Origin of the sequence: Stenotrophomonas sp. GD03794 (assembly GCF_029842145.1) — a bacterium.
In the GTDB taxonomy this organism is placed as follows: domain Bacteria; phylum Pseudomonadota; class Gammaproteobacteria; order Xanthomonadales; family Xanthomonadaceae; genus Stenotrophomonas; species Stenotrophomonas riyadhensis.
On the sequence record NZ_JAOCFV010000064.1, the window covers coordinates 1 to 26,310 of the forward strand.

Here is a 26,310-nt window from a genome sequence, read left to right on the forward strand (position 1 = left end):
CGCATGGAAACAAGGAACGTTGCATGCCCGCTACGGGAGATATCCACGTCGTCCACAACGCACGCCTGGGCGCCCACGTGGCCTACCAGCTCACCCACCAGAGTACGGAGGACGGCAGCTTCGCCATCCTGGCACTGGACTGGGTGGGCAGTGCCCTGCCGGATGCCGCCGCCGTTGCAGCCATGCAACCTGCCCGCTTCAGCCCGTTCCGTGCGGCGCCCGCGATCCTGCACCGCTGGGTAGGCAAGCGCGTCCCGCGCGATTTCCGGCAGGTGGGCTGGCGCGAGCCGCTGATCGCCGATCGTCCGAGGACTTATGGCAGCTGGCCCGATGGCGCCGAATGGGTCGGGCAACGCAAGTGGGATGCACTGGATACCGATGCCGTGCGCGAATTCCACGCCGCGATGTCCGCGCCGCAAGACCAGAGCGTGGTACTGGAAAGCGATGCCTTTCCGGTGCGTCGCTGTACCCGCCAACTGGACAGCGCGACCCTGAACCGTGCGCCGTCACTGTCTGTATTCGATGCCCTGCCGCTGCTCACCCAGCTGGAGATCAGCACACCGGTGCCGGACCTGCTGCCGTGGCTGCGTACACGGCCATTGATCCATACCTTGCAGATCAGTGGCCAGCAGGAGACTGACGTCGATGTGCGAGGAACCAGGCTCCTGCAGATGACGATCGATGTCACCGGCCTGCGCTCGCTCCACCTCAACCCGCAGCTGGATCGCCTGACGCTGATCGGCAGCATCGATCCCGCGCTGATCATCCACGCCGAGGACGAGGGCCGCTGGCTGACCCTCATCAGCACCGATCCGCTGCTGCCAGGCCTGGGCCTGGCGCAGCTTGGTGAGCTGCAGCTGCGGGAGGTACGCGAACTCGACGCCGCACGCATCGCCCAGCAGTTCCCGCAACTGCAATCGCTCGCGATCAACGGCGCCCCCTGCCTGCTGCATCAGCTGCAGTGCCTCGGCGACCTGCAGCAGCTGCACACCCTCAGCGGCAGCGATCTCTTTCCGCCTGCTGGTTCGGTGTTTCCGGCACCGGAACGCTGGCCGCGCTTGTGCCGGCTGTGGCTGCACAGCCTACCGGCCGACCTTGGCACCGCCATCAGGAAGGCCTACAAGGGCGAGGCAGCAAGAGGCCTGGATCTGGACGTGGGACAACTGCGCAAGGCCGAATGGCTGGCCGCCAACCTGGACAACCCGTTCCGCGACTGGGACGGCAGCGCGCACATCAGCGCCGCGCAGGCAGGCAAGGCGGCGGCGCTCTATCGCAAGGCGTACACCGAGGCGCTGAAGGTGACGACGGCTGACGCCGGCACAACCGAATTGACCACGGCGCTGGCACAGATCGGCCGCCAGTACACCGAAGGCTTCAACGCACTGGATCGCCGCAGCGGCTTCATCGAAACCGAGGAACGCGAGCAGATCTACATGGCGTGGATGGGCATCATCGATGCCGTGGAAGCGAAGCGCACACTGGGCACGATGCCGCTGCAGCGCGACGTACTGCGCGAAGCAATGAACGAGGTCAGGACGTTCTGAGGCGCCCTGGAAGGGTAGCGCCGGCCGCTGGCCGGCCACCCCATCAATCCTGCATCGCCCGGGCTGCCGGCCAATGGCCGGCACTACCACGGCAATCAATCAGCCGCGCGCAGCCCACCACACACGCAGCAGCGTGCGTACCGGCGTGGCTTCGATCGGCTTGCCTGCCGCCTGCGCGGCCACACGGGCACGCGCCAGGCTGGACCACACGCGGCGCGGGCGCGGGCCGGGCACGCGGCTGCCCCAGCCCTTCAACAGATGCTGCGCCCAGCGCTGTGCGGCCGTGCTGGCATCACCGTCCAGCAGGCTGCGCGGCACACCGGCTACGCCGGCATCCTGCAGGCGCTGGGCCAGGATCTGCAGCTGCACTGCGCGACCGGCGCCGGTGCGCGGCTTGTCCGCGAACAGGGCTGCCTCCACCGCAGCCACGGCTTCAGCGTAATGGGCCAGCGCGCGCTCGGCGCCGGCCGCATCCAGCGCGACCGTGCGCGCTTCAACCAGATCCGGAAGTGCTTCGGCCAGCTGCGCCCACGGCGCACGCACCGGCTCCAGCAGGCGGCCCAGCGGGTGGCGCGAACGATGCGCGGCCCAGCTGCGCAGCTCCTCGCCCCACCACGCCAGCTTGGCGTCGGCCGGCAACGGGTCGCCGCTTGTGTTGAGCATGTCGTCGAATTCCTGCAGCAGCGCGAACCACGCCACCGCAAGCTCGCGTTGCGATTCGGCCACGAACGGGGCGGCCACCGACCATTCCGGCCAACGGCTGCGCCACTTGTCGAGGAAACTGTCCAGCGCGGTACTGCTCACTACGTGATTCCTTACGGCTGGGCCGGGGCTGCCGGCCGGGTCGGCCAGAGACTGGCCAGTTGCAGAAGTTCGGCGTTCTCGACCAGCACGTCGGCCTGCCAGGCCAGCGGATCGTCGCTGTGCAGGCGGTAGCCCCACAGTGCCGCCACCGACGGCATGGCGGCGGCGCGCGCAGCAATGATGTCGCGCTCGTCGTCGCCCACGTACACGCAGTCTTCGGCGGCGATGCCGATCGCCTGTGCGGCGTGCAGCAGCGGCAGCGGATGCGGCTTGCGTTCGGCCAGGCTGTCACCACCGACCAGCACCGCACAGCGCTGCTGCCAGCCGTGCTGCGGCAGGATCAAGCGCGCCAGGTATTCAGGCTTGTTGGTGACAATGCCCCACACTGTACCGGCGTCGTCCAACGCGGCGAGCATGCCGGCCACGCCATCGAACAGCACCGCGTGCTGGCCGATCAATGCTTCGTAGCGCTGCAGGAATTCCGGGATCAGCGCGTCACGTTCGGCTACGTCCAGTTCCGGGAACGCAGCCGAGACCATCGCCCGCGAGCCCTTCGACACCACCGGGCGCAGCGCGGCCGGATCGATGGGTGCGCGGCCGCGCTCGGCCAGCATCGCGTCGCAGGTGGCGACGAAGTCCGGTGCACTGTCCAGCAGCGTGCCATCCAGATCGAACAGCACCGCACGCGGGAAGCGGGCCGCGGTCATGCCGGCTTGATCGCGTAGGCCAGGTAGTTGATGTCGGTACGGCTGCTCAGGCGCGCATGGTTGCGCCACGGCTCGTAGGCCATGCCACTGACATCCACCAGTTGCATGTCGGCCTCGCGCAGCCAGCGCGCCAGCTCGGCCGGCTTGATGAATTCCTGGTAGTGGTGCGTGCCCTTGGGCAGCAGCCGCGCCACGTACTCGGCGCCGACGATCGCCACCGCGAAGGCGGCGGCGGTGCGGTTGATGGTCGACAGGAACAGGTGACCGCCTGGCTTCAGCAGGCGCTTGCAGGCCTCGATGATCGCGCCCGGATCGGGCACGTGTTCGAGCATTTCCATGCAGGTGACCACATCGAAGCTGCCCGGCTGCTCGGCGGCCAGATCTTCGGCAGCCTGCACCCGGTAATCGACCTTGGCGCCGCTTTCCAGCGCATGCAGGCGCGCGACCTTGACCAGTTCCGGGGCCAGGTCGATGGCGGTGACGTCAGCCCCGGCCTGCGCCAGTGCTTCACTCAACAGGCCACCACCACAACCGATGTCGAGCACGCGCGCACCGCGCAGCGGCACGCGATCGGCCACGTACTGCAGGCGCACCGGGTTCAGCGCATGCAGCGGCTTCTGCGGGCCGTCAGCGTCCCACCAGCGGTTGGCCAGTGCGGCGAACTTGTCCAGCTCGGCCTGATCGAAATTGGAGGAAGCGTGGGGGGCAGTCATGAGGGAGTCCTTGCGGCGCCGGGGTTCAGGCGCGGATATGACGGATGCGCTCGCGCCACTGGCGCGCGTTGGCGATGATGCCCGGCAGGTCCATGCCGACCAACTCGCGCTGCACCAGCTTCGGCTTGCCGGCAATCCAGACGTCGCTGACCTGCTGGCGGCCGGTGGCATACACCAGCTGCGACAGCACGTTGTGCAGCGGCTGGGTTTCCAGCGCGGACAGGTCGACGCAGACCAGGTCGGCCTGCTTGCCGACTTCGATGGAACCGATGCGGTCGCCGAAGCCCAGTGCGCGGGCGCCACCCAGGGTGGAGGCGCGCAGCGTGGTCGCCGCGTCGAGCGCGGTCGCATCGTCGGCCACGGCCTTGGCCAGGATCGCCGCGGTGCGGTTCTCGCTGAACATGTCCAGGTCGTTGTTGCTGGCGCAGCCATCGGTGCCGATCGCCAGGTTCACGCCGGCGCGCTGCAGGGCGCAGGCCGGGCAGAAACCGGAGGCCAGCTTCAGGTTCGATTCCGGGCAGTGCACCACGCTGACGCCGCGCTCGGCGCACAGGTGGATTTCCGCATCGGTCAGCTGGGTCATGTGCACCGCGATCAGGCGGTCGTTGACCAGGCCGAGCCGATCCAGCCGCGCCAGCGGGCGCTGGCCGTGCAGCTTGATCGAATCGTTGATCTCCTGCGCGGTCTCGTGGGTGTGCAGGTGCACCTGCATGTCGAGCTGGTCGGACAGCATCCGCACCCGCTCGAAGTTGGCATCGTTGACCGTGTACGGCGCATGCGGCGCGAACGCGGTGCCGATCAGCGGATCGGTGCGCCACTGGTCGTGCAGTTCACCGGCCTTGGCGAAGTATTCGTCGTCGGTCTTGGCCCAGGCGGTGGGGAAATCGATGATGACCGCGCCCACCAGTGCGCGGAAACCGTGCTTCTTGTAGACCGCGGCCTGCACGTCGCCGAAGAAGTAGTTCTCGTTGGCACAGGTGGTACCGCCGCGCAGCATCTCGGCGATGGCCAGGGTGGTGCCGTCGGCAACGAATTCGGGGCCGATCACCGCCGCTTCCACCGGCCAGATGTGCTGCTGCAGCCAGGTCATCAGCGGCAGGTCGTCGGCGACGCCACGCAGCAGCGTCATCGGGTTGTGCGTGTGCGCGTTGACCAGGCCCGGCATCAGCGCAGCCTCGGGGCGACTGACCACCTGGGTGGCACGGAACCGCGCACGCGCCTCGGCACGCGGCAGGATGGCCACGATTTCACTGCCACGCACGGCAACGGCATGGTCTTCCAGCACCACCGCATGCGGCTCGATCGGAACGACATAACCGGCTTCGATGAGCAGGTCGCAGGCTTCGGGGAGGTGCGGGCTATCGCTCATGCGGGCTCACTGGCTGGGGGTGGCGAGATACTTCTGGGGGACACGCCCCTGAGTCAGGGGCTGCCGCGAAGCGGCGGGGTCTGGAGACTCGTGAAGCGGGGCCCATGATCTGCCGAAGCAGATCATGGGAGCGCCAGCGCGAATGCGATGGCGCGTACCCGGCCAGCGGCCGGCACTACAGTAAGGTTGGCCTACGGCCTGAACCTTATTTGACGCGTGCGGAATATTCGCCCGAACGGGTGTCGACGCGGATCACTTCGTCCTGGTTGACGAACAGCGGCACGCGGACCACGGCGCCGGTTTCCAGGGTGGCCGGCTTGCCGCCGCCGCCCGAGGTGTCGCCACGGACGCCCGGATCGGTTTCGGTGATCTTCAGTTCGACGAAGTTCGGCGGCTGTACGAAGATCGGCTCACCGTTCCACAGGGTGACCACGCAGGACTCTTCGCCCTTCAGCCACTTCTCGGCGCCGCCCATGCCGGCCTTGGTGGCCTGGACCTGCTCGAAGGATTCCGGGTCCATGAAGTGCCAGTACTCACCGTCGCTGTACATGAAGTTCATGTCGGTATCGACGACGTCGGCTGCATCCAGCGAGTCGGTCGACTTCATGGTGACTTCCTGGGTACGGCCGTCCTTGATCAGGCGGTACTTCACGCGGGTGAAGGCCTGGCCCTTGCCCGGCTTGACGTATTCGGTGTCGATGATGACGGCCGGTTGGTTGTTGACCAGGATCTTCATCCCGTTCTTGACGTCGTTCATGCCGTAGCTGGCCATGCGTAAACTCCTGAGTGGCAAAAACGCCGCGGGTGCGGCGAGCCGTTAGAATGGAAAGCCCACCGGATGCCGGTGGGCGACTGTTTTTCTGCCCCCATGATAACCGCAGGCCCCCTCTCCATGCAGCTTTCCGCCTTCCCACGGCCCCAGTCGCCAGGTACGCCCGCGCGCTGGCAGCAGCTCTGGCGCCAGGCGCTGCGTGACCCGCACGCCCTGCTGGCCCGGCTGCAGCTGGACCCGGCCGCGCTGGGCGTCTCGGAGGCGGCCATGGCCCAGTTCGCGCTGCGCGTGCCCGAGGGCTTCGTGGCGCGCATGCGCGTGGGCGATGCGGCCGACCCGCTGCTGCGCCAGGTGCTGCCGGTCGACGAGGAAATGCGTCCGGCACCCGGGTTCAGCTTCGATGCGGTGGGCGATGGCGCGGCCAAGAAGGCCACCGGGGTCATCCAGAAATACCGCGGTCGCGCCCTGCTGGTCGCCACCGGCAGCTGCGCGATCAACTGCCGCTACTGCTTCCGCCGCCACTTCGACTATGGCGCGGAAAACGCCGCCAAGGGCGGCTGGCAGGAGGCCGTAGCCGCCATCGCCGCTGACCCGGACATTGACGAAGTGATCCTGTCCGGCGGTGACCCGCTGTCACTGGCCACGCACAAGCTGGTGGAGCTGACCGACGCCCTGCGCGCGATTCCGCATCTCCGCCGCCTGCGCATCCATACCCGGCTGCCGATCGTGCTGCCGGAGCGCGTGGACGAGGAGCTGCTGGCCTGGCTGGGCAGCCTGCCGTGGCCGCTGGCGATCGTGGTCCATGCCAACCATGCCAACGAATTTGACGCCAGCGTGGACGCGGCAATGGGCCGCCTGCGCGGCGTCGGCGCCCAGCTGCTGAATCAGGCCGTCCTGCTGCGCGGGGTCAACGACAGCGTGCAGGCCCTGCAGGACCTGAGCGAGCGCAGCTTCGCCGCCGGCGTGCTGCCCTACTACCTGCACCAGCTGGACCGGGTCGAGGGCGTGGCCCACTTCGAAGTGGACGACAGCCAGGCCAAGGCACTGATTGCCGGCCTGACCGCGCGCCTGTCCGGCTATCTGATCCCGAAGCTGGTGCGCGAACTGCCCGGCGACCCGAGCAAGCGCCCGGTGTAACAAAAAAGGGGACGGAGGGAATTAAGTCGCAAATGCACAAGCGACTTAATTCCCTCCGTCCCCTTTTTTTGCCGGCTACAGACCCGACTCGATCATCCGTACCACTTCAGTGGCGGTCACCGGATGGCTCAGCCAATAGCCCTGGCCCAGATCGCAACCGCGCTGCGCCAGCAGCTCGAACTGCGCCTGCTGTTCGATGCCTTCGGCCACCACCGTGATGCCCAGCGCGTGGGCCATTGCGATGATCGCCGTGGTCAGGGCCAGGTCGTCGGGATCACGCTGCATGTCCGCAACAAAGCTCTTGTCGATCTTCACGCCGTCCACGGGCACCTGGCGCAGATGACTGAGCCCGGAGAAGCCGGTACCGAAATCGTCCAGCCACACCTTCACGCCGGTGCGGTGCAGCTTGTCCAGCAGCTGCGCGGCAACCATCTCGTCGCCGATCACGGCGGTTTCGGTCAGCTCCAGGTGCAGGCGCGACGCCGGCAGCCCGGACTCATGCAGGCATTGTGCGACCAGTGCCGGCAGTTCGCCGCCACGCAGCTGCCGCGGTGACACGTTGACCGACACGAACAGATCATCGCCGGCCGCCCCACGTGGCCACTGCGCGGCCTCCATGCAGGCCGCACGCAGCACCTTCGGGCCGATGATCTCGATCAGCCCGCTCTGCTCGGCCACTTCGATGAACACCGACGGCGGAATCGTGCCCAGGGTGGGGTGCTGCCAGCGCAACAGCACTTCGACGCCGATCATGCGGCGGTCGCGCATGCGGAAGATCGGTTGGTAGGCAAGACGCAGCTCGCCACGCTCCCAGGCCCCGCGCAGCTCCTGTTCCATGTGCACGCGGCGCTCGACCGCATGGTCCATCGCCCGGCTGTAGTAGCGGTAGCAGTTCTTGCCGGCCATCTTCGCCTGGTACATGGCGATGTCGCCGTTCTTCAGCAGCGTGGTCGCATCGGCAGCATCGTCCGGGAACAGGGTCACGCCGATCGAGGTGCCAAGGAACAGTTCCCGGCCCTGCACCACCAGCGGCTTGCCCAGCTCGCGTACCAGCACCTCGGCCAGCAGCCGTGCGTTGGCCGCCACGTCGCCATCTCCGACCAGGATCACGAACTCGTCGCCGCCGAAACGCGCCAGCAGGGCCTCGTCGCCCCCGGCCTCGGTGACCGCGCGCCCGATACGCTGGGCGAACTGCAGCAACGCCTCATCGCCGGCTTCATGGCCGAGGGTATCGTTGACCCGCTTGAAGTCGTCGATGTCGGCAAACAGCAGGCCCAACCGATGATTGGACGCGCGTGCGGCCATCAACCGGTGGTCAAGGGCCTCGCGGAACGCCAGTCGATTGGTCAACCCAGTCAATGCATCGGTATAGGCCATGCGCCGGACCTCGCGGTCGTGGCGGGCGATCGCATCGCGCATGCGGGCGAAGCCGCGCACCAGTTCGCCCACCTCGTCATCGCGCGTGTTCTCGGCCAGCGGGGCCTGGTAGTCACCGGCTTCGATGCGCCGTGCGGCCGCGGCCAGGTCACGGATCGGTGCGACCAGGGTGCGCTGCACATACAGGATCACGGCCACACCGATCACCACCAGCAGACCCAGCATCAGCAGCAGCCAGCCCAGGTGGCGGCTGCCGGCCTGCTGCAGGCGTTCGCCCAGGGTCGCGTTGGCTGCCTGCTCGCGCTGCTGGACCTCATCCAGCGCCATGCCGACGCGGACGCCGCCAATGCGCTGGTTGCCGATCATGATCGGCATCGCGTTGTCGAGCACCTTCGGTGATTCCTGCACCACCAGCGCCTGTGCAGCGGCGGCCCTGGGTGCCAGCGGATCGGCCATGGGCTGGCCGAAACCGGATACCTCGATCGAGCCGTCATGCACCAGCCGGCCACGTTCGTCGAACACCAGCACATAACGCACTACCGGCTGTCGCGCGGTGCCGCGTACCAGCGCACCGACCTGGTCCAGATCGCGGTAGTACAGGGGATTGGCCAGCGAATCGGACAACTCGCGCGCCATCGCTTCGCCACGGCTGCGCACGCTGCGGTCGAACAGTTCATGGATGACACCACCACTGAGGCTGCGCACCTCACCCTGCATGGCCGTCTGGCGCCCCAGCAGCACCGCCAGGATCGCCACCACCACCACCATTGCTCCGCCCATCGCCAGCAGGAACCGGGCCTGCATCCCCGAGCCGAGCCACTTCATTCCACTTCCATCCGCACGCGCGTCAATCCTTGTTTCAATTCATCCAACCGCTGCTGCGCATGCGCATCGACGCGGTGGAAACCGGAAGTGCCAAAAAAACGATGCAACGCTCCCTGCGCCTGTGGATCACTGGCCGCCTGCAGCAGCACTTCCTGCAGGCGATCACGCACCCGCGGCTCGAGGTCGGCGCGGACCATCTCCACCGCACGCGGGTAGGGTTCGGTGCGCAGCAGCTCACGGAAGTCGCGGCGGAACGCAGCCGGCACCCGCCGCTCGTCATTCCAGTCCACGCTGCTGACCGCCCCCACATCGACCACGCCCTTGTGCACGAAGGTCGCGATGTTCAGCTCGCTGCGCGCAAACACATAGCCCACGCTGTCCCGCCCTGGCATGTCCCAGGTACCCGCCAGGATCTGCGGCGACAACCCTTGCTGCAGCAGGGTCATCACCGGCACCAGGTAGGCACTGGTGGACGCCGTGTTCTGCAGCGCCAGGCGGTGCCCGCGCAGATCCTGCACGCGCTGGATCGGGCTGTCGCTGCGCACGAAGAACACCGTCTGGTACTCGCGCACGCCATTGCGCTCGGTCAGCAGCAGGGGCCGTGCGCCACTGCGCTGGCCCAGCGCCACCGCCGTGCCCGACGTTTCCGTGACCCAGTCGACCCGCCCCCGCCGCAGATAGCTGGCCATCTGCTGTGGATCACGTGCCATCAGGATCCTCCCCTCCTTGATGCCAACGTCATGCATGCGCGCCACCACGTAGTCCAGCAATGGCTGCAGCTGCTCGTAGTGCGCCTTGGGATCATCGCTGATCCGGCCCAGCACCAGCACCGGGTCCGGTGCTGCACGCACCGTCCCGGCCAGCAGGACCATGGCCAGGCTCAGCAGTCCCCCCTGCATTGCCTTTCGCAGACCCGACACAGGCATCATCCCCCCTGGGTATCCGGACAGACTACCCGAAAAAATGAGAACGTCGTCAGCTGTCCTTGTTGCCCGCCTGGGCCAGCCGCGCCATGCGCTGGGTGTCGGCAAGGATGCCGCGCAGCAGGCGCACTTCCTGCTCGCTGGGCTCGCTGCGCAGGAACAGGCGGCGCAGCTTGCGCATCGCCGACTCCGGGGCGCGGCCCTTGTGGAAATCGATCTCGTCCAGCGTGTCGCCAAGCTGGGCGAAGAAGCTCTCCATCTGCTCGTGGCTGGCCGCCTGCTCGCGGAAGCCCGGTTCGGCGTCGGCCGCAGGCTGCGCACCCAGCAGCTGCATGCGCGTTTCATAGGCCAGCACCTGCACCGCGGCAGCCAGGTTGAGCGAGCTGAACTCCGGGTCGGACGGGATGTGCACCGCTGCATGGCAGAGCTGCAGTTCCTCGTTGGTCAGGCCGGTGCGCTCACGGCCGAACACCAGCGCCACCTCGGCGCCCTCGCCGGCCTTGGCCACCGCACGGGCAGCGGCATCGGCCGGCAGGTACTCCTCCAGCTGGACGCGGCGGGCACGGGCGGTGCAGCCCAGCACCAGACGGCAGTCAGCCACGGCCTCGGCCAGGGTGGCCACCACCGGAGCGTCCCCCAGCACGTCTTCGGCACCGGCCGAGCGGCGGAAGGCCTCCTCGTCCAGCGGCTTTTCGGGGGCAACCAGCACCAGGCGGGCCAGGCCCATGGTCTTCAGGGCGCGGGCGGCAGCGCCCATGTTGCCGGGGTGCTGGGTACCGACCAGGACGAATCGGAGGCGGGTGGCGGCAGGAAACTGGGACATGAACAGGGAAAAGGTCGAGCTGGACGATGACCAATGGTAAACTGTGCGGCCGGCCACTGCGCCGGACCCGCTCTTTTCCCCCGCCAGTCCATCTCTTCTGCCTTTCCGGGAGCCCACGCCATGCAGAAACCCGCCGTAACCGTCATGGTCAAGGCCGCCCGCCTCGCCGGCAACGTCCTGTTGCGCAACATCAACAAGCTCGAGGCACTGAACGTGGTGCAGAAGGGCCGGATGGACTACGCCAGCGAAGTGGATGCGGACGCGGAAAAGGTCATCGTCAAGGAACTCAAGCGCGCTTACCCGGACTACGGCATCTTCGGCGAAGAAGGTGGCGTGCAGGGCGAGCGCCGCCAGATGTGGGTCATCGACCCGCTGGACGGCACCAGCAACTACCTGCGCGGCGTGCCGCATTACTGCGTGTCGATCGCCCTGGTCGAGAACGGCGAGCCGACCGATGCGGTCATCTTCGACCCGCTGCGCAATGAACTGTTCACCGCCAGCCGTGGCGCCGGCGCCGTGCTGAACGACCGCCGCATCCGCGTGGCCGACCGCAAGGATCTGGAAGGCACGATGATCCACACCGGCTTCGCCCCGCGCGAACGCAGCCGCGCCAGCGCGCAGCTGAAGTCGGTCGACACCCTGCTGGTCCAGGCCGAGGACATCCGCCGCACCGGTTCGGCCGCGCTGGACCTGGCCTACGTGGCCTGTGGCCGCGCTGATGCCTACTTCGAAGCCGGCGTGAAGGCATGGGACATTGCTGCCGGCCTGCTGCTGGTCCGCGAGGCGGGCGGCAAGGTCTGCGACTTCAAGGGCGCGACCCTGGGCCGCATGGACAACCGTGGCCCGGAGACCCACCAGATCGTGGCCGGCAACCTGAAGGTGGCCGAGTCGCTGCAGAAGGTGCTGGTGAACACCGGCTACGCCGCCGAGTTCGACGCCAAGTTCTAAGCGTCCCGGCAACGCGGCTCACTGAAACGGCACCTGCGAGGGTGCCGTTTTCGTTTGTGCGCACGGAGATTCGTTTCCGCGACCGCGGAGGGGTGTCACTTTCTTTGCGCGCAAAGAAAGTAACCAAAGAAACGCTCCGCCGGCCGCGAGCCGACGTGCTTCGCACGCCGGTGCCCTGCGCTCCTCGGTCCGTCGAGGGACGGTGCGGGAACTCGCTGCGCTCAGACACCCGCACCTCTTCGCCCTCGCCGGACCTGCGGTGCTCGGCTCGCTCAAGGCGGACCCAAGGTCAAATGCCACAGCCGCACCCGATTGATCCACGCCATGCGTGGATGCTGTTGCCGTTGATCTTGACCTTCCAGTCCGCCTTGAGCGAGCCGAGCATCGCAGGGGAATCAGGGGCGAAGAGGCGCCGATGTTTGAGCGAAGCGAGTTCGGCGCCGCCCCCTGATTCGCCGAGAAGCGCAGGGAACCGATGCGCAGCATCGGCTCGCGCCCCGGCGGCGTGTTTCTTTGGTTACTTTCTTTGCACGAGCAAAGAAAGTGACACCCCTCCGCGGTCGCGGAAATGATCCCGGCACCACCGATGCGTGCGCGCACAAACAAAAACGCCCGGCGCGAGGCCAGGCGTTCCTGCGCTACCGTGGAAGTACGGAGGCTTACGCCGCCGTCGACGCCCGCAGCGCGGCGATGCGCTCTTCCAGCGGCGGGTGGCTCATGAACAGCTTCTTCGCCGTCGAACCGGCAATACCGAACGCCGCGATCTGGGTCGGCAGCGTGCTCTGGCCGTGGTTGAGCTGCAGGCGCTCCAGCGCGGCAATCATCTTCTGGCGGCCCGCCAGCGAGGCACCACCCGCATCGGCACGGAATTCGCGGTGGCGCGAGAACCACATCGAGATCATCGTGGCGAACAGGCCGAACACCATCTCCAGCACGAACACGATGATGTAGTAGGCGAAGCCGCGGCCGCCGCCTTCGCGGTTGCCCGACAGTGCGCTGTCGATGATGCCGCCGACCACGCGGGCCAGTACGATGACGAACGTGTTCAACACGCCCTGCAGCAGTGCCATGGTGATCATGTCACCGTTGGCGACGTGGGCGATCTCGTGGCCCAGCACCGCTTCGGCCTCGTCTTCGCTCATGTTGTGCAGCAGGCCGGTGGACACCGCCACCAGCGCATTGTTGCGGTTGGCGCCGGTGGCGAAGGCATTGATCTCCGGGCCTTCATACACGGCCACTTCGGGCATGCCGATACCGGCCGCCTTGGCCTGGCGCTCGACAGTAGCCAGCAGCCAGCGCTCGGTCTGGTTGCGCGGCTCGGTGATCACCACCGCGCCGGTGGAGCGCTTGGCCATCCACTTGGACAGCAGCAGCGAGATGAAGGAACCACCGAAGCCGAAGATGCCGGCCATGATCAACAGACCACTCATCTTGCTGGGGTCGGTTCCCAACAGCGACATCACGATGCTGGCCAGGATCAGCACGGCAAAGTTCGTGGCCAGGAAGAGGGCAATACGGGTGAACATGGGAAATTCCGGCTCGGAAGGGGGCGATATCGATCAATTTGCGGTGCGGTCAGCTTGAATTCAAGCGCCAACCTGACCGACGATTCAGCCAGCATGACCTCCCCTATTCCCACCGGCCGTTTCGCGCCCTCGCCGACCGGCCAGCTCCACCCCGGATCCCTGCTCGCCGCCTTCGGCAGCTGGCTGCTCGCCCGCCATCACGGCGGCCTGTGGCGCCTGCGCGTCGAAGACGTCGACCCGCCGCGCACCGTGCCCGGTGCAGCGGATTCGCAACTCCAGGCACTGTCCGCGTTCGGCCTGGTCCACGATGGCCCGGTACTCTGGCAGAGCACGCGTGGCGAGGCCTACCAGGCCGCGCTGGATGTGTTGCTGGCCAGCGACCAGGCCTTTGTCTGCCACTGCAGTCGCAGCGAACTGGCCGCCAGTGGCGGCATCCATCATCGCTGCGTCGCACGGCAACCACGACCGGACCCTGCCGTCCGCTTCCGCGTGCCAGCGGGCAGCATCGTGCGCTTCGACGATGGCCTGCGCGGCCCGCAGCAGCAGGACGTGCATGCCGAGGTCGGTGACTTCGTGCTGCGCCGTGCGGACGGCTGCTGGGCCTACCAGCTGGCGGTGGTGGTCGATGACGCCGCGCAGGGGGTGACCGAAGTGGTGCGCGGTGCCGACCTGCTCGACTCCACGGCACGGCAGATCCTGCTGCAGCAGGCATTGGGCCTGGCGGTGCCGCGCTACTGGCACCTGCCGCTGCTGCTGGATGCGCCGGGCCACAAACTGTCCAAGTCACTGGCGGCGCTGCCGGTGGACAGCGCACGCCCGCTGCCGGTGCTTCGCCAGCTCTGGCAGCTGCTCGGCCAAGCCCCTGAGGCGCTGGCGCAGGCACGCGATCTGGACGCGCTGCTGGCCGCCGCTCGACAGGCCTTCGACCCGGCGCGGCTGCCGCGTGCCGATATCCTGTTGCCCGCCGGCGCACTTTCCGCGCCGATGTTGCAGAATCCCCCTTCCCCCACCTGATACCCGGACAGCACTCCATGACATCTCGCGTCGCACTGGTCACCGGCGGAACCGGCGGCATCGGTACCGCCATCTGCCAACGCCTGGCCGACCAGGGCCACCGGGTCGCCACCAACTACCGCGACGAGGCCAAGGCCCGCGCCTGGCAGCAGGCGATGACCGAACGCGGCTACAGCGTGTCGATCTTCCCGGGCGATGTCTCCGATCCGGACAGCGCCGAAGCGCTGGTGCGCGCGGTCGAGGCCGAACTGGGCCCGGTCGAGATCCTGGTCAACAACGCCGGCATCACCCGCGACACCACCTTCCACCGCATGCGCGCAGACCAGTGGCACGATGTGATCAACACCAACCTCAATTCGGTGTTCAACGTCACCCGTCCGGTCATCGAGGGCATGCGCCGCCGCGGCTGGGGCCGGGTCATCCAGATCAGCTCGATCAACGGACTGAAAGGCCAGTACGGCCAGGCCAACTACGCGGCGGCCAAGGCCGGCATGCACGGCTTCACCATCTCGCTGGCCCGCGAGAACGCCGGCTTCGGCATCACCGTCAACACCATCTCGCCCGGCTACGTCGCTACCGACATGGTGATGGCGGTGCCGGAGGAGGTGCGTGCCAAGATCATCGCCGACATCCCCACCGGACGCCTCGGCAAGCCGGAGGAAATCGCGTACGGCGTCTCGTTCCTGGTCGCCGATGAAGCCTCGTGGATCACCGGTAGCAACCTGGACATCAACGGCGGCCACCATATGGGTTGGTAGGCCGCGCAGCGGGCCCTCGCGGCGAACGCCGCCGGCCCCTGCCGATGGTCATGCTGCGCAACACGCAAACCCTTGTTGCGCAACATGATCGCCGCCGAAAGCCAAGCCTGGCGGGGGCTGAGGCGGTTGCAACGGCTGCTGCACTGCGCCATGCTGCGCGTCTACTGTGACGAGTACCGCTTCATGGCTGCGACCCGCATCATCAAGAAGTATCCGAACCGCCGTCTCTACGACACCGAGATCTCCAGCTACATCACCATCGAGGACGTGCGGCAGCTGATCCTGGACGGTGAAGACTTCGAAGTCCGCGACGCCAAGAGCGGCGACGACCTCACGCGATCGGTCCTGCTGCAGATCATCGCCGACCAGGAACAGGACGGCGAACCGATGCTGTCCACCCAGCTGCTGAGCCAGCTGATCCGCTTCTACGGCGACTCCCTGCAGGGCTTCATGGGCAATTACCTGGAGCGCAGCATGCAGGTCTTCCTCGACCAGCAGCAGCAATTCCGCCAGCAGATGGGCAACCTGCTGGGCCAGACCCCGTGGGCGATGATGAACCAGCTGACCGAGCGCAACCTGGAGCTGTGGCAGGAATTCCAGCGCAACATGGGCACTGGCTTCGGTGGCCCGCGTCCGGGCGGCACCGGAACCGGAACCGGCGCAGGTACCGGCAACAAGCCGAACGAACCCGGCACCGGCACCGGCGGCAAGACCCGCCGCTGAGCTGCTGCAAGGGCTGATACGAAAACGGCGCGCCACTGGCGCGCCGTTTTGTTTGGCATCGCGCCAACCGTAAGTCAGCGTTTCGCCTTGCACCCCGTGCATACGCGCTCGACCTTGTAGCCCTTCGCCTTCAGCTTCTCGACCACGCCATCACTGCCCAGCAGGTGCAGCGTGCCGACCACCACCAGCGTACCGCCCTGCCCGGCCTGCAGGTACGGCAGCAGTTTCGGCACCCAGGCGTCATTGCGGCCGGTGTTGATGCGCTGATACAGCTGCGGATACTGCTGGCGCATTTCCGCCGCCATCCGGGTCCACAGCACGCGCTCGTCACCGCGGCGCCAGGCGTCGTGCAGCTGGCGTGCCTGCTCGTCGGCCTTGCCGGCCTGGTCCAGCGCTTCGGCCAGCATCTGCCGCTGTTCCTGCAGCGTCATTCCGTCAAGCATGCCGATCTGGGTGTCGATGTCTTCCAGTCCCGCGGTCTTGCGCCCGGTCTTCTGCGCACGCTCCATGAAGTGACGGTCCAGGCCCAGTGCCGGGTCCAGGCCCAGCTTCTGCATCTGCCCGACCGAAATGCTCAGGCCGACAAACCACGGCTTCATCCCCTGCATCTGCGCCAGCGGCAGCTTGTTTTCGGTGGCGAACACCTGCAGCTTCTGCCAGGTCGCAGCATCAAGATCGCGCTTGAGCTCGCTGCCATCGGTGCGGACCGCCGCCTGCACCATGCGGCTGGCCAACTGTGGTGACTGCATGTCTTCCGGCGACAGTTCGAACACGACCCGCTGCGAGGCCTCGAACGCCTGTTCGACATCGGGCGACAACGGGTAATCCTGCGGCTTCAGCAGGTGGAAGGAACCGAGCAGGTAGAGGCGCGAATCGCCCGGGCCGGTCACTTTCCACAGCAACGGCACCGGCGGCTTGGCCGCCGCTGCGCCAGCGGTATCGGCTTGCACGGTACGCGCTGCAACCAGCGGTGCCAGCGCACAGGCCGCCAACAGAACGGTGGCACGCAACAGGGATCTGATCGGCATATCAGCCTTCTCCTTCAGGCAGGTGGTAGGCCTTCTCGCCCGCTTCCACGCGCAGGTCCAACCGGTTTTCCGGTGGCGCCAGCGGACAGGTCGCGTAGGCGGTGAATGCACACGGCGGGTTGTAGGCATGGTTGAAATCGATGCGCACGGTGCCATCGGCAGCGGGTGCATCGGTATCCAGATAGCGACCGGCCGGATAGCTGCCGCGGCCACTGGTGCGATCGGCAAAGATCAGGAACAGCGGCTGCCCCGGCGCACCGATCGCCTCCAGCCGCCAGCTGCGGCCATCACGCTGGAACTCGACCGCGCCGGCATTGGGCATTTCGGTGGTCAGGCCGGTGATGTCGACGATGGGCAGGGTCTTGCCCGGCGGGTGCGCGATGAAGCGCGCCTGCACCTGCCAGTCCGGACCACCCGGCCAGTACTCCAGGCCACCGAAATCGCGACGTGCCGGCGCATCGGCATGCTTGACCCGCAGCGCATCACGCGGACCACGGCGGATGATGCTCAGCTGGCCCTTGCCGCCATCGAAGGCGAGCAGCGTCGGCTGCGGATCCTTGTCGGTGTCGACACGGATGCGGCCGCGTACCGGTTGCCCGTCGTGGCTGACGTCAACGCCGGCCTCAGGTGTAAACCACCACTGCGTCCCTTCGCGGCGCAGCAGGCCCAGCTTGTCCGGCCCAACCGCGAGGCGGATGCCATTGGTCGCGCCGCTGCCGACGAAGTGCGATTTGTTCTGCAGCCAGTGCAGGCCGACCAGCGCCGTCCAGCCATCCGGCCGGGTCAGGTCCTGGTAGCGCGCTACACGCCATTGCTGCTGCCCGGCCGCGTAGGCAGGATCTTCAGCGGCCGTCGGCGCCGGCGGTGTTGCCGGGCTGCAGGCGGCCAACACCACGGCGGCCAGCAGGCCCGCCATTCCCCGATAACGCATCGATGCTCCCCTCAACGTCCGCGCAGGAACCAGCGGTCGATCTCCGCCAGCGAAAAACGGGCCCAGGTCGGCCGGCCGTGGTTGCACTGGCCGGACCGCTCGGTGATTTCCATGTCGCGCAGCAGCGCGTTCATTTCCGGCACGGTCAGCCGCCGGTTGGCGCGCACCGCGCCATGGCAGGCCATGGTCGACAGCAGCTCATCGCGAGCACTGGCCACGCGCCGGCTCTGGCCGTGTTCGCGCAGGTCGGTCAGCACGTCGCGCAGCAGCCCTTCCGGTTCGGCATGCGCCAGCAGCGCTGGAATGCTGCGCACATGCAGCGATCCCGGGCCGGCACGGGTCACCTCGAAGCCGAGTGCGGCCAGCGTTTCGGCTTCGCTTTCAGCGGTATCCGCTTCGCGCTCGCCGACCGCCAGCGTGATCGGCACCAGCAACGGCTGCGACTGCAGGCCGATGCCATCGTGTGCGTTCTTCAGGCGCTCGTAGCCGATGCGCTCGTGCGCCGCATGCATGTCGACCACGATCAGGCCTTCTGCATTCTCGGCCAGGATGTAGATGCCGTGCAGCTGCGCGATGGCGTAGCCCAGCGGCGGTACGCCTGCGTCGGCACTGGTGACCGGCAGCCCATTCTCGGTGGGCATCGGTGGCAGTGCCGCTGCACGCTCGGCACCGGCCGGCGTGGCATACAGCGCGGCATAGGCCGCCGGTGCATCGGCCACCTGCAGGCCCAGTGGCTGCTGCGGTCGCCACCCGGAGAATCCACCGCCCCCGCCCGAGCCGGCACCGGGTGCCGGACCGCGCACCAGCCCGAAACCAGAGGCGCCCGCGCTCGATGCCATCGGAGCCATGGCCGCATCGACCGGATGCGCGGGGCCGGCACCGATGTCCTGCGCCGACATGCCGGCACGGGTGTCGGCCAGCGCATCCTTCAGGGTGCGGTAGACGAAATCATGGACCAGTCGCGAGTCGCGGAAGCGCACCTCGTGCTTGGCCGGATGCACGTTGACGTCGACGCGGGTCGGGTCAAGTTCCAGGAACAGCACGTAGGCCGGTTGGCGGCCGTGATACAGCACATCGCCATAGGCCATCTTCACGGCGTGGGCGACGCTGCGGTCGCGCACCGAGCGACCGTTGACGTACAGGTACTGCTGGTCGGCACTGGCCCGCGAATAATGCGGCTGCGCGATCCAGCCGTGCAGCCGCAGGCCGGCACCGCTGTGATCCACACGCACGGCCTGGTTGGCGAAATCCTCGCCCAGTGTTTCGGCCAGGCGCGCATCGGAATACAGATCGCCCGGCTTGTAGCGGCGCGAGGCCTTGCCGTTGTGCGACACGCGCAGTTCGACATCCGGCCGCGCCAGCGCCAGTGAACGCAGCCATTCTTCGATATGGCCCAGTTCGGTGCGTTCTGCGCGCAGGAACTTGCGCCGCGCCGGCACGTTGTAGAACAGCTCGCGCACTTCCACCGTGGTGCCGGGCGCATGCGCGCGCGGGGTCACTTCGCCGATCTTGCCGCCTTCGATCTGCAGTGCCGAACCATGTTCGTCATGTGCGCGGCGCGAGGACAGGGTGAAGCGGCTGACCGATGCGATCGAGGGCAGCGCCTCACCACGGAAGCCGAGCGTGGCCACCGATTCAAGATCGTCCAGATCGGCGATCTTGCTGGTGGCGTGGCGTGAGACCGCCAGTGGCAACTGTTCCGGTGCGATGCCACTGCCGTTGTCACGGATGCGGATCAGGCGGACACCGCCCTCCTCAAGGTCGATATCGACGCGGCTGGCGCCGGCGTCGATCGCGTTCTCGACCAGTTCCTTGACCACCGACGCAGGACGTTCGACCACTTCGCCTGCAGCGATCTGGTTGATCAGGATCTCCGGCAACGGCCGGATCGGGCGCGGATGGGTAGCAGACGTCATGCGGGGATGATAACGGAGCGGCCGAGGGTAGAGTCGAGCCATGCTCGACTGACGGGCTACCGGGAAGGCCCAGTCGAGCGCCGCTCGGCTCTACAGAAAGCAATAACCCGCCTTCGGCGGGTTATTTGCTGCCGCCGGCCATGGTGCCGGCTGCGTCGATCTCGGCCTGGGCGCGGGCCGCGTACAGCGTGCCCGGGGGCGGCTGGCGGCTGAAGAAGGTGTGCACACCATCCAGCACGGCCCCGGCGATCTTGCGCTGGTAGGCCGGATCGATCAGGCGGCGCTCTTCATCCGGATTGGAGATGAACGCGGTCTCCACCAGCATCGCCGGCATGTCCGAAGTGCGCAGCACTGCGAAGTTGGCGCGCTCGATGTTCGGCTTGTGGTTGTTGCCGATCCGCTTCAGGCCGCCCAGCACATGGCCGGCCGCGTCCTCGGATGCCTTCATGTAGCCGCTCTGGGCCAGGTCCAGCAGCACGTTGGCGAGCGTGCCTTCGGTCTGCTGCAGGCGCACGCCACCGACCAGGTCGGCCGCGTTTTCCTTGTCTGCCAGCCAACGGGCGCGCTGCGAAGAGGCGCCCTTGGTCGACAGCACGTACACCGACGAACCGGTGGCCGAACGGTTTTCCGCCGCGTCGGCATGGATCGAAATGAAGATGTCGGCCTTGTTCGCACGCGCCTTCTGCGCACGCATCGGCAGCGGGATGAACACATCGCTGTCGCGGGTCAGGTAAGCCTTCAGGCCCGGCGTCGCGTTGACCTGGCGGGCCAGCTCACGCGCCACGGCCAGGGTCACATCCTTCTCGCGCTTGCCGGTCGGGCCGATCGCACCAGGGTCCTGGCCGCCGTGGCCTGGATCGATGGCCACCACCAGGTGGCGCATGCCGGCCTGCATGCGGATGCGCGAGGCATCGCTGGGCATGGCCGGACGCGGTGGCACCACCGTCGCCGGAACCGGTGCAGGCGCTGTGGCCGGCGGCGTGGTTACCACGGCGGCGGTACGCTGGCCGGCAAGGATCGCAGCCGGCGATGCGGACGGCGTGCTGCTGGCAGCCGTACCCGCTGCCGCGACCTGGGCTGGAGCGGTGGACGGCGCCGGGGTCGGCGTGGCCGGTGTGGCAGCGGCGGCGCTGGCCTGCTGCTGTACCTGCGCGGTCAACAGTGCGGTGGCGCGCGCGGCGTCGTTGCGCGACTGCGCGCTCTCGGCCGGCGTCGGTGCGGGCGTGCTGGCAGGGACCTGCGGCTGTACCGCCGGCGTCGCCGCAGGACGACTGGCGGCCACGGCAGGACCATCGCCCGGCCATTCGATCACCAGCTTGGATTCATTGCCCTCGCGCTGCATCTGCGGGCGGAACGGCGCCACCGATTCAGCGAGGTCGAAAACGACACGGAAAGTGCCCGGCACCGGCTGTCCGGTACGCACCGCCGTAACCACGCCCTGCGCGGCCGGCATCTTCAGGTTGCGTATGGCGCTGGAATCCGGGAAATCGACCACCAGGCGGTTCGGACCGGCCAACGACAGGGTCTTGTAACCGCCACTGCCGACCAGCGAGATCTCGGCACGGGTGCCGGTAGCGCCGGTATTCAGCAGGACCTGGCGGACTTCGCCGGCCCACGCACTGACGCTCGCCAGACCCAGTCCGACGGCGGCACAGATGGCAATGAGACGGTTCCCCGGGCGCATGGCTCAGGATTCAATCACCGCGCTGAACGGAATGCAACACCTTTTTCCTTAATAATCCGTAACCTGCCGGTGTTTGTTCTCGTCAGCCGACAGAAATGGCCTGCAAGTCGCCCCCTTGGGGTAGCCGTTCCAGCCATTCATGTCCGATGTCGCTGGCCCCAGTGAGACGGGCGCGACGCCCCTGCCCTTCGATCTCCAGCGCCACCACCAGGTCGGTCGGTGGCAGCGCGCCGGCGCCTCGTTCCGGCCATTCGACCAGCCACAACACCGCACTGCCTTCGTCCAGGCCGAGGAAATCGAGCTCTCCGGCCTGGCCGATCCGGTACAGGTCCAGATGCCACGCCTCGCCACCGCTGGCCAGTGGATAGCGCTCGACAAGGGTATAGGTCGGGCTGCGGATCGCGCCCTGCACGCCCAGCGCGCGCAGCAGCGCGCGGGCCGTGGTGGACTTGCCGGCGCCCAGGTCGCCGCGCAGTTCGACCAGCGCCTGCGGTGGTCGGGTGGCGGCCAGCCACTGCCCGAGCTGTTCGGTGGCATCGCTGTCGGCAAGAAAGAAGTCGGTCATGAAGAGAGGTCCGGGTTGGCCAGTCGCCGCAGCGGCGCCAGCAGGTCAGTGGGAAGCAGGCCACGCGCGCCGTCGGCGGCCGCAGCATCGCCGGCGAGCGCGTGCAGCAACGCGCCAGCCGCAGCGGCGTCGAAGGCGGTCAGGCCCTGAGCACGCAGGCTGGCGATGATGCCGGTGAGCAGGTCGCCCATGCCCCCCACGGCCATGCCGGGATTGCCCGCAGCAATCAGCCGTGGCGTCTGCGCGGGTGCCGCCACGATGCTGCCCGCGCCCTTCAGCACCACCACGGCGTGGAAGCGCTCGGCCAATGCCTGTGCACTGCCATAGCGATCAGCCTGGATGTCAGCGGTGCTGCACCCGAGCAGGCGCGCGGCCTCGCCCGGGTGTGGCGTGAGGATCGCGTGCGGCAGTGCGCGCGGATCCTTCGCCAGCAGATTCAGTGCATCGGCATCAACCACCAGCGGCTTGTCACACGCCAGCACCCGTGCAAAGAGTGCGCGCGCCCACTCGTCCTGGCCCAGCCCGGGGCCGATCGCCACCACTCCGGCCCTGTCCAGCAGCGCCGGCAGCGCGTCACCATCTTCCAGCGCGTGGGCCATGGCCTCGGGCAGGCGCGCCAGCAAGGGGCCGACGTGATCGCGACGGGTGCCAACGCTGAGCAGGCCCGCGCCAGCACGCAGCGCCGCCTCGGCAGCCATCACGACCGCGCCGCCACTGCCGTGGTTTCCACCGATGCAGAGAACGTGGCCCGATTCTCCCTTGTGGGTATTGGCGCGTCGCGGTGGCAGCAGCACCGGCAAGCGGTCGCCCGTCCAGCGCTGCGCGCTGGCGTGGATACCGTCCCAGGCCTGATCAGGCAGTTCAAGTGGCGCCAGCCGACGCTGGCCCACCTGTTCCAGGGCATCACCGGTGTACAGGCCGCGGTGACACGCGATGAACTGCAACGTGACAGTGGCCTTCACCGCCACGCCGGGCACACAACCGCTGTCGGCATCAACGCCACTCGGCACATCCATCGCCAGCACCGGCCGTTGCGCCGCATTGAGGGCCTCGATCAGCGACTGGGCCATGCCGGCTGGCGCCCGGTCCAGGCCAAGCCCGAACAGTGCGTCTACATAGACCTCAGCAGCCGGCAACTGACCGTCGAACGCAACGATGCAGCCGCCTGCCGCGGCAAATTCCGCTGCAGCCTGCGCCGCCAGCGCCGTGGCGGGCGCCGTGCCGGGCAGCGTGACCACCTGTACCTGCCGCCCTGACCGCACGGCATGGCGGGCCAGCACGTAACCGTCGCCACCGTTGTTGCCGGCACCGGCCAGCACGCATAGCTGGAGGGCTTCCGGCCACTGCTGCAGGAGGCACTGCCAGCCGGCCAGACCGGCCTGGGCCATCAGGCTCCAGCCACCATCACCGGCCAGCGCCGATGCGCGTCCATCGAGCGCGCGCGCTGCTGCGGTATCGAACAGAAGGGAAAGATCGGGCATGCAGGGATTTTATACTGGTGCGCATGTCCCCCGTCCCCGCCCCCGTCGATCCGGCCCAGGCCGTGCAGCGCATCCGCGAACTGGCCCGTGCGCATGGCTTCCAGCGCTGCGGCATCGCCGGCATCGAGCTGGGCGAGGATGAGGCGCATCTGGCCGACTGGCTGGGCCAGGGCCTGTACGGCACGATGGACTGGATGGCGCGCCACGGCACGCTGCGTGCGCGGCCGGCCGAACTGCTGCCCGGCACCGTGCGGGTGATCTCGGTGGGCATGGACTACAGCCACAAGGACGACACCGAAGCCTGGGCGACCTTGGCCGATCCCGGCCGTGCCTACGTGGCCCGTTACGCGCTGGGCCGCGACTACCACAAGCTGATGCGCAACCGCCTGCAGAAGCTCGCCATGCAGATCAACGATGAGGTGGCGCCGCTGGGCTACCGCGTTTTCGTCGATTCGGCACCGGTGCTGGAACGCGCACTGGCGCGCAACGCCGGGCTCGGCTGGATCGGCAAGCACACCTGCCTGATCGACCGTCACGGCGGTTCCTGGTTCTTCATCGGCGAGATCTATATCGACATCCCCCTGCCGATCGACGCGCCGGCCACTGCCCACTGCGGTACCTGCACGCGCTGCATCGATGTCTGCCCCACCCAGGCCATCATCGGCCCGCAGCGGCTGGACGCGCGGCGCTGCATTTCCTACCTGACCATCGAGCACGACGGTCCCATTCCCGAAGACATGCGGCCGCTGATGGGCAACCGCATCTACGGCTGCGACGACTGCCAGCTGGTCTGCCCCTGGAACAAATTCGCCAAGCGCACCGACGAAGCCGATTTCCGCGCGCGCAACAATCTCGATATCGCGCGCCTGGACCAGTTGTTCGCCTGGGATGAAACCGAGTTCCTGCGCCGTACCGAAGGCAGCCCGATCCGGCGCAGCGGCCATGAACGCTGGCTGCGCAACATCGCGGTGGCGCTGGGCAACGCGCCGACCACGGCAGAGACGCTGGCCGCGCTGCATACCCGCGTCGATGATCCCTCGCCGTTGGTGCGTGCACACGTGCAGTGGGCGCTGGGCCAGCACGCGGTGCGCTGACGTGCGATCCTGAGCCCCCGTTCCGCCCGCAGCACGCCGTTCCCATGCAGCCACGCAACAACGACATCCTCACCCCCAGCCAGCTCAACACCCTGGCCCGCGACCTGCTGGAAGGCAGCTTCCCGGCGATCTGGGTCGAGGCCGAGCTGGGCAGCGTGGCGCGCCCTTCCTCCGGGCACCTGTATTTCACCCTGAAGGACGCACGTGCGCAGCTGCGCGCAGCGATGTTCCGGATGAAGGCGCAGTACCTGAAGTTCGTGCCGCGCGAAGGCATGCGCGTGCTGGTGCGCGGCAAGGTGACCCTGTACGACGCCCGTGGCGAGTACCAGATGGTGCTGGACCACATGGAAGAAGCCGGCGAAGGCGCGCTGCGCCGCGCCTTCGAGGAGCTGAAGGCACGCCTGGAGGCCGAGGGCCTGTTCGACCCGGCACGCAAGCGGCCGATGCCCGCACACGTGCAGCGCCTGGCAGTGATCACCTCGCCGACCGGCGCCGCCGTGCGCGACGTACTGAGCGTGCTTGAGCGCCGTTTCCCGCTGCTGGAAGTGGACCTGCTGCCGACCCTGGTGCAGGGCAGCAGCGCCGCTGCACAGATCACCCGCCTGCTGCAGGCCGCCGACGCCAGTGGCCGCTACGACGTGATCCTGCTGACCCGCGGTGGCGGTTCACTGGAAGACCTGTGGGCGTTCAACGATGAAGCGCTGGCCCGCGCCATCGCCGCCAGCAACACGCCAGTGGTCTCGGCGGTCGGCCACGAAACCGACTTCAGCCTCAGCGACTTCGCCGCCGACCTGCGCGCACCGACGCCTTCGGTGGCGGCCGAACTGCTGGTACCGGACCAGCGCGAACTGGCGTTGCGCCTGCGCCGGACTGCGGCGCGCATGGTGCAGCTGCAACGGCATGCGATGCAGCAGGTGATGCAGCGCGCCGATCGTGCCCTGCTGCGCCTGAACGCACAGAGCCCGCAGGCGCGGCTGGACCTGCTGCGCCGCCGCCAGCTCGATCTGGGCCGGCGCCTGCATGCCGCGTTCAACCAGCAGCAGGAGCGCCGCGCCGCGCGCCTGCGCCATGCGGCGGCGGTGCTGCGCGGGCACCATCCGCAACGCCAGCTCGACGCGATGCAGCGCCGCCTGGCTGCCCTGCGCGGGCGGCCGCAGGTGGCCATGCAGCGTCTGCTGGAGCGCGATGCCCTGCGCCTGCGCGGACTGGCGCGTTCGCTGGAAGCGGTCAGCCCGCTGGCGACCGTGGCGCGTGGCTACAGCATCCTGACCCGCAGTGACGATGGCTCGCTGGTACGCCAGGTCGACCAGGTACAGCCCGGTGATGCACTGCAGGCCCGCGTTGGCAACGGCGTGATCGACGTGCAGGTCAAGTAAAGGGTTGTTCGGCAGGGCTGCGCCCTGCACCTGCCGAAGCGTTCAAGCAACAGCAACAGCCGAAGCAACAGCCAAAGCTGGTATTCCGTGGGATGGCGGGGCGGTGTGGATGTGCAGGACACGCCGTAAACCCATCCATGGGGGCTCGATGGCGCCATCCATGGCGCCAACGGTCCTGCACATCCACACCGCCCCGCCTCTGACAGATTCCGGAGGCTGTTGGTAGTTGTCGACCTTGGTCGACACGGTAGATCCACGCATGCGTGGATGAA

General features: G+C 67.8%; 23 protein-coding genes. 8 read left to right on the forward strand and 15 right to left on the reverse strand.

Going from position 1 to position 26,310, the window contains the following annotated elements; translation table 11 throughout:
* Window positions 1-23 precede the first annotated feature (23 nt).
* A complete protein-coding gene (locus N5D91_RS21495) occupies window positions 24-1,544 on the forward strand; it encodes a gliding motility protein (protein ID WP_180855203.1) in 1,521 nt (506 codons plus the stop codon).
* A 99-nt stretch (window positions 1,545-1,643) separates the two neighbouring features.
* Here N5D91_RS21495 and N5D91_RS21500 read toward each other — a convergent pair whose 3' ends face one another.
* The 5 genes from N5D91_RS21500 to efp all read right to left on the reverse strand — a co-directional run bounded on the left by N5D91_RS21500 (window position 1,644) and on the right by efp (window position 5,909).
* Window positions 1,644-2,348 (reverse strand): squalene/phytoene synthase family protein, encoded by a 705-nt coding sequence (locus tag N5D91_RS21500; RefSeq protein WP_180855205.1) that lies wholly within the window; start codon window positions 2,346-2,348, stop codon window positions 1,644-1,646.
* 11 nt (window positions 2,349-2,359) lie between these two features.
* Entirely contained in the window at window positions 2,360-3,055 is a 696-nt protein-coding gene (locus N5D91_RS21505) for a phosphoglycolate phosphatase (protein ID WP_180846226.1), read from the reverse strand.
* Window positions 3,052-3,768 carry a bifunctional 2-polyprenyl-6-hydroxyphenol methylase/3-demethylubiquinol 3-O-methyltransferase UbiG gene (ubiG, locus tag N5D91_RS21510; protein ID WP_180855207.1) on the reverse strand — a complete coding sequence of 239 codons (717 nt, stop codon included), beginning with the start codon at window positions 3,766-3,768 and terminating at the stop codon, window positions 3,052-3,054. Before ubiG ends, N5D91_RS21505 begins: the two co-directional genes overlap by 4 nt.
* Window positions 3,769-3,793: 25 nt before the next feature.
* Window positions 3,794-5,137, reverse strand: a complete 1,344-nt coding sequence (locus N5D91_RS21515; protein WP_014037873.1) for a TRZ/ATZ family hydrolase — start codon at window positions 5,135-5,137, stop codon at window positions 3,794-3,796.
* Between the two features lie 205 nt (window positions 5,138-5,342).
* Window positions 5,343-5,909, reverse strand: coding sequence for an elongation factor P (efp, locus tag N5D91_RS21520; RefSeq protein ID WP_005410381.1), 567 nt, complete (start codon window positions 5,907-5,909; stop codon window positions 5,343-5,345).
* Between the two features lie 96 nt (window positions 5,910-6,005).
* Between efp and epmB the strand changes: the two genes are divergently transcribed.
* Window positions 6,006-7,046 carry an EF-P beta-lysylation protein EpmB gene (gene epmB, locus N5D91_RS21525; protein WP_180846228.1) on the forward strand — a complete coding sequence of 347 codons (1,041 nt, stop codon included), beginning with the start codon at window positions 6,006-6,008 and terminating at the stop codon, window positions 7,044-7,046.
* 75 nt (window positions 7,047-7,121) lie between these two features.
* Here epmB and N5D91_RS21530 read toward each other — a convergent pair whose 3' ends face one another.
* Genes N5D91_RS21530 through N5D91_RS21540 form a run of 3 tightly spaced genes read right to left on the reverse strand, consistent with a single transcriptional unit; the run spans window position 7,122 to window position 10,994 of the window.
* Entirely contained in the window at window positions 7,122-9,248 is a 2,127-nt protein-coding gene (locus N5D91_RS21530) for an EAL domain-containing protein (RefSeq protein WP_110712930.1), read from the reverse strand.
* Window positions 9,245-10,177 carry a phosphate/phosphite/phosphonate ABC transporter substrate-binding protein gene (locus N5D91_RS21535; RefSeq protein ID WP_110712931.1) on the reverse strand — a complete coding sequence of 311 codons (933 nt, stop codon included), beginning with the start codon at window positions 10,175-10,177 and terminating at the stop codon, window positions 9,245-9,247. Before N5D91_RS21535 ends, N5D91_RS21530 begins: the two co-directional genes overlap by 4 nt.
* 46 nt (window positions 10,178-10,223) lie before the next feature.
* Window positions 10,224-10,994 carry an RNA methyltransferase gene (locus N5D91_RS21540; RefSeq protein WP_010486603.1) on the reverse strand — a complete coding sequence of 257 codons (771 nt, stop codon included), beginning with the start codon at window positions 10,992-10,994 and terminating at the stop codon, window positions 10,224-10,226.
* Window positions 10,995-11,114: 120 nt separating this feature from the next.
* On the opposite strand from N5D91_RS21540, the gene N5D91_RS21545 reads away from it, so the two are divergent.
* Entirely contained in the window at window positions 11,115-11,942 is an 828-nt protein-coding gene (locus N5D91_RS21545) for an inositol monophosphatase family protein (protein WP_005410386.1), read from the forward strand.
* A gap of 659 nt (window positions 11,943-12,601) precedes the next feature.
* Here the strand turns inward: N5D91_RS21545 and htpX are convergent.
* On the reverse strand, window positions 12,602-13,468 hold the full coding sequence (htpX, locus tag N5D91_RS21550) for a protease HtpX (RefSeq protein WP_180855208.1): 867 nt from the start codon (window positions 13,466-13,468) through the stop codon (window positions 12,602-12,604).
* A gap of 93 nt (window positions 13,469-13,561) precedes the next feature.
* Here htpX and gluQRS point away from each other — a divergent pair, with 93 nt between their 5' ends.
* From gluQRS to phaR, 3 genes are all read left to right on the forward strand, one after another.
* Complete coding sequence (gene gluQRS, locus N5D91_RS21555) at window positions 13,562-14,482, forward strand: tRNA glutamyl-Q(34) synthetase GluQRS (RefSeq protein WP_180855210.1); 921 nt, start codon at window positions 13,562-13,564, stop codon at window positions 14,480-14,482.
* 17 nt (window positions 14,483-14,499) lie between these two features.
* A complete protein-coding gene (gene phbB, locus N5D91_RS21560) occupies window positions 14,500-15,240 on the forward strand; it encodes an acetoacetyl-CoA reductase (RefSeq protein WP_049423910.1) in 741 nt (246 codons plus the stop codon).
* Between the two features lie 183 nt (window positions 15,241-15,423).
* Window positions 15,424-15,963 (forward strand): polyhydroxyalkanoate synthesis repressor PhaR, encoded by a 540-nt coding sequence (phaR, locus tag N5D91_RS21565; protein WP_032130258.1) that lies wholly within the window; start codon window positions 15,424-15,426, stop codon window positions 15,961-15,963.
* Between the two features lie 74 nt (window positions 15,964-16,037).
* Here the strand turns inward: phaR and N5D91_RS21570 are convergent, their stop codons facing one another.
* The 6 genes from N5D91_RS21570 to N5D91_RS21595 form a co-directional block, all read right to left on the reverse strand.
* On the reverse strand, window positions 16,038-16,991 hold the full coding sequence (locus N5D91_RS21570; protein WP_125895514.1) for a TraB/GumN family protein: 954 nt from the start codon (window positions 16,989-16,991) through the stop codon (window positions 16,038-16,040).
* 1 nt (window position 16,992) lies between these two features.
* Window positions 16,993-17,922, reverse strand: coding sequence for a DUF1684 domain-containing protein (locus tag N5D91_RS21575; RefSeq protein ID WP_153855924.1), 930 nt, complete (start codon window positions 17,920-17,922; stop codon window positions 16,993-16,995).
* 11 nt (window positions 17,923-17,933) lie between these two features.
* Window positions 17,934-19,838, reverse strand: a complete 1,905-nt coding sequence (gene mutL / locus N5D91_RS21580; protein WP_153855923.1) for a DNA mismatch repair endonuclease MutL — start codon at window positions 19,836-19,838, stop codon at window positions 17,934-17,936.
* A 121-nt stretch (window positions 19,839-19,959) separates the two neighbouring features.
* On the reverse strand, window positions 19,960-21,522 hold the full coding sequence (locus tag N5D91_RS21585; protein WP_164161216.1) for an N-acetylmuramoyl-L-alanine amidase: 1,563 nt from the start codon (window positions 21,520-21,522) through the stop codon (window positions 19,960-19,962).
* Window positions 21,523-21,604: 82 nt separating this feature from the next.
* Window positions 21,605-22,087, reverse strand: a complete 483-nt coding sequence (gene tsaE, locus N5D91_RS21590; protein WP_110712939.1) for a tRNA (adenosine(37)-N6)-threonylcarbamoyltransferase complex ATPase subunit type 1 TsaE — start codon at window positions 22,085-22,087, stop codon at window positions 21,605-21,607.
* Entirely contained in the window at window positions 22,084-23,568 is a 1,485-nt protein-coding gene (locus tag N5D91_RS21595; protein WP_164161217.1) for an NAD(P)H-hydrate dehydratase, read from the reverse strand. Before N5D91_RS21595 ends, tsaE begins: the two co-directional genes overlap by 4 nt.
* A 23-nt stretch (window positions 23,569-23,591) precedes the next feature.
* Between N5D91_RS21595 and queG the strand changes: the two genes are divergently transcribed.
* Window positions 23,592-24,662 carry a tRNA epoxyqueuosine(34) reductase QueG gene (queG, locus tag N5D91_RS21600; protein WP_153855920.1) on the forward strand — a complete coding sequence of 357 codons (1,071 nt, stop codon included), beginning with the start codon at window positions 23,592-23,594 and terminating at the stop codon, window positions 24,660-24,662.
* Window positions 24,663-24,706: 44 nt separating this feature from the next.
* Window positions 24,707-26,038, forward strand: coding sequence for an exodeoxyribonuclease VII large subunit (gene xseA, locus N5D91_RS21605; protein WP_153855919.1), 1,332 nt, complete (start codon window positions 24,707-24,709; stop codon window positions 26,036-26,038).
* Window positions 26,039-26,310 lie beyond the last annotated feature (272 nt).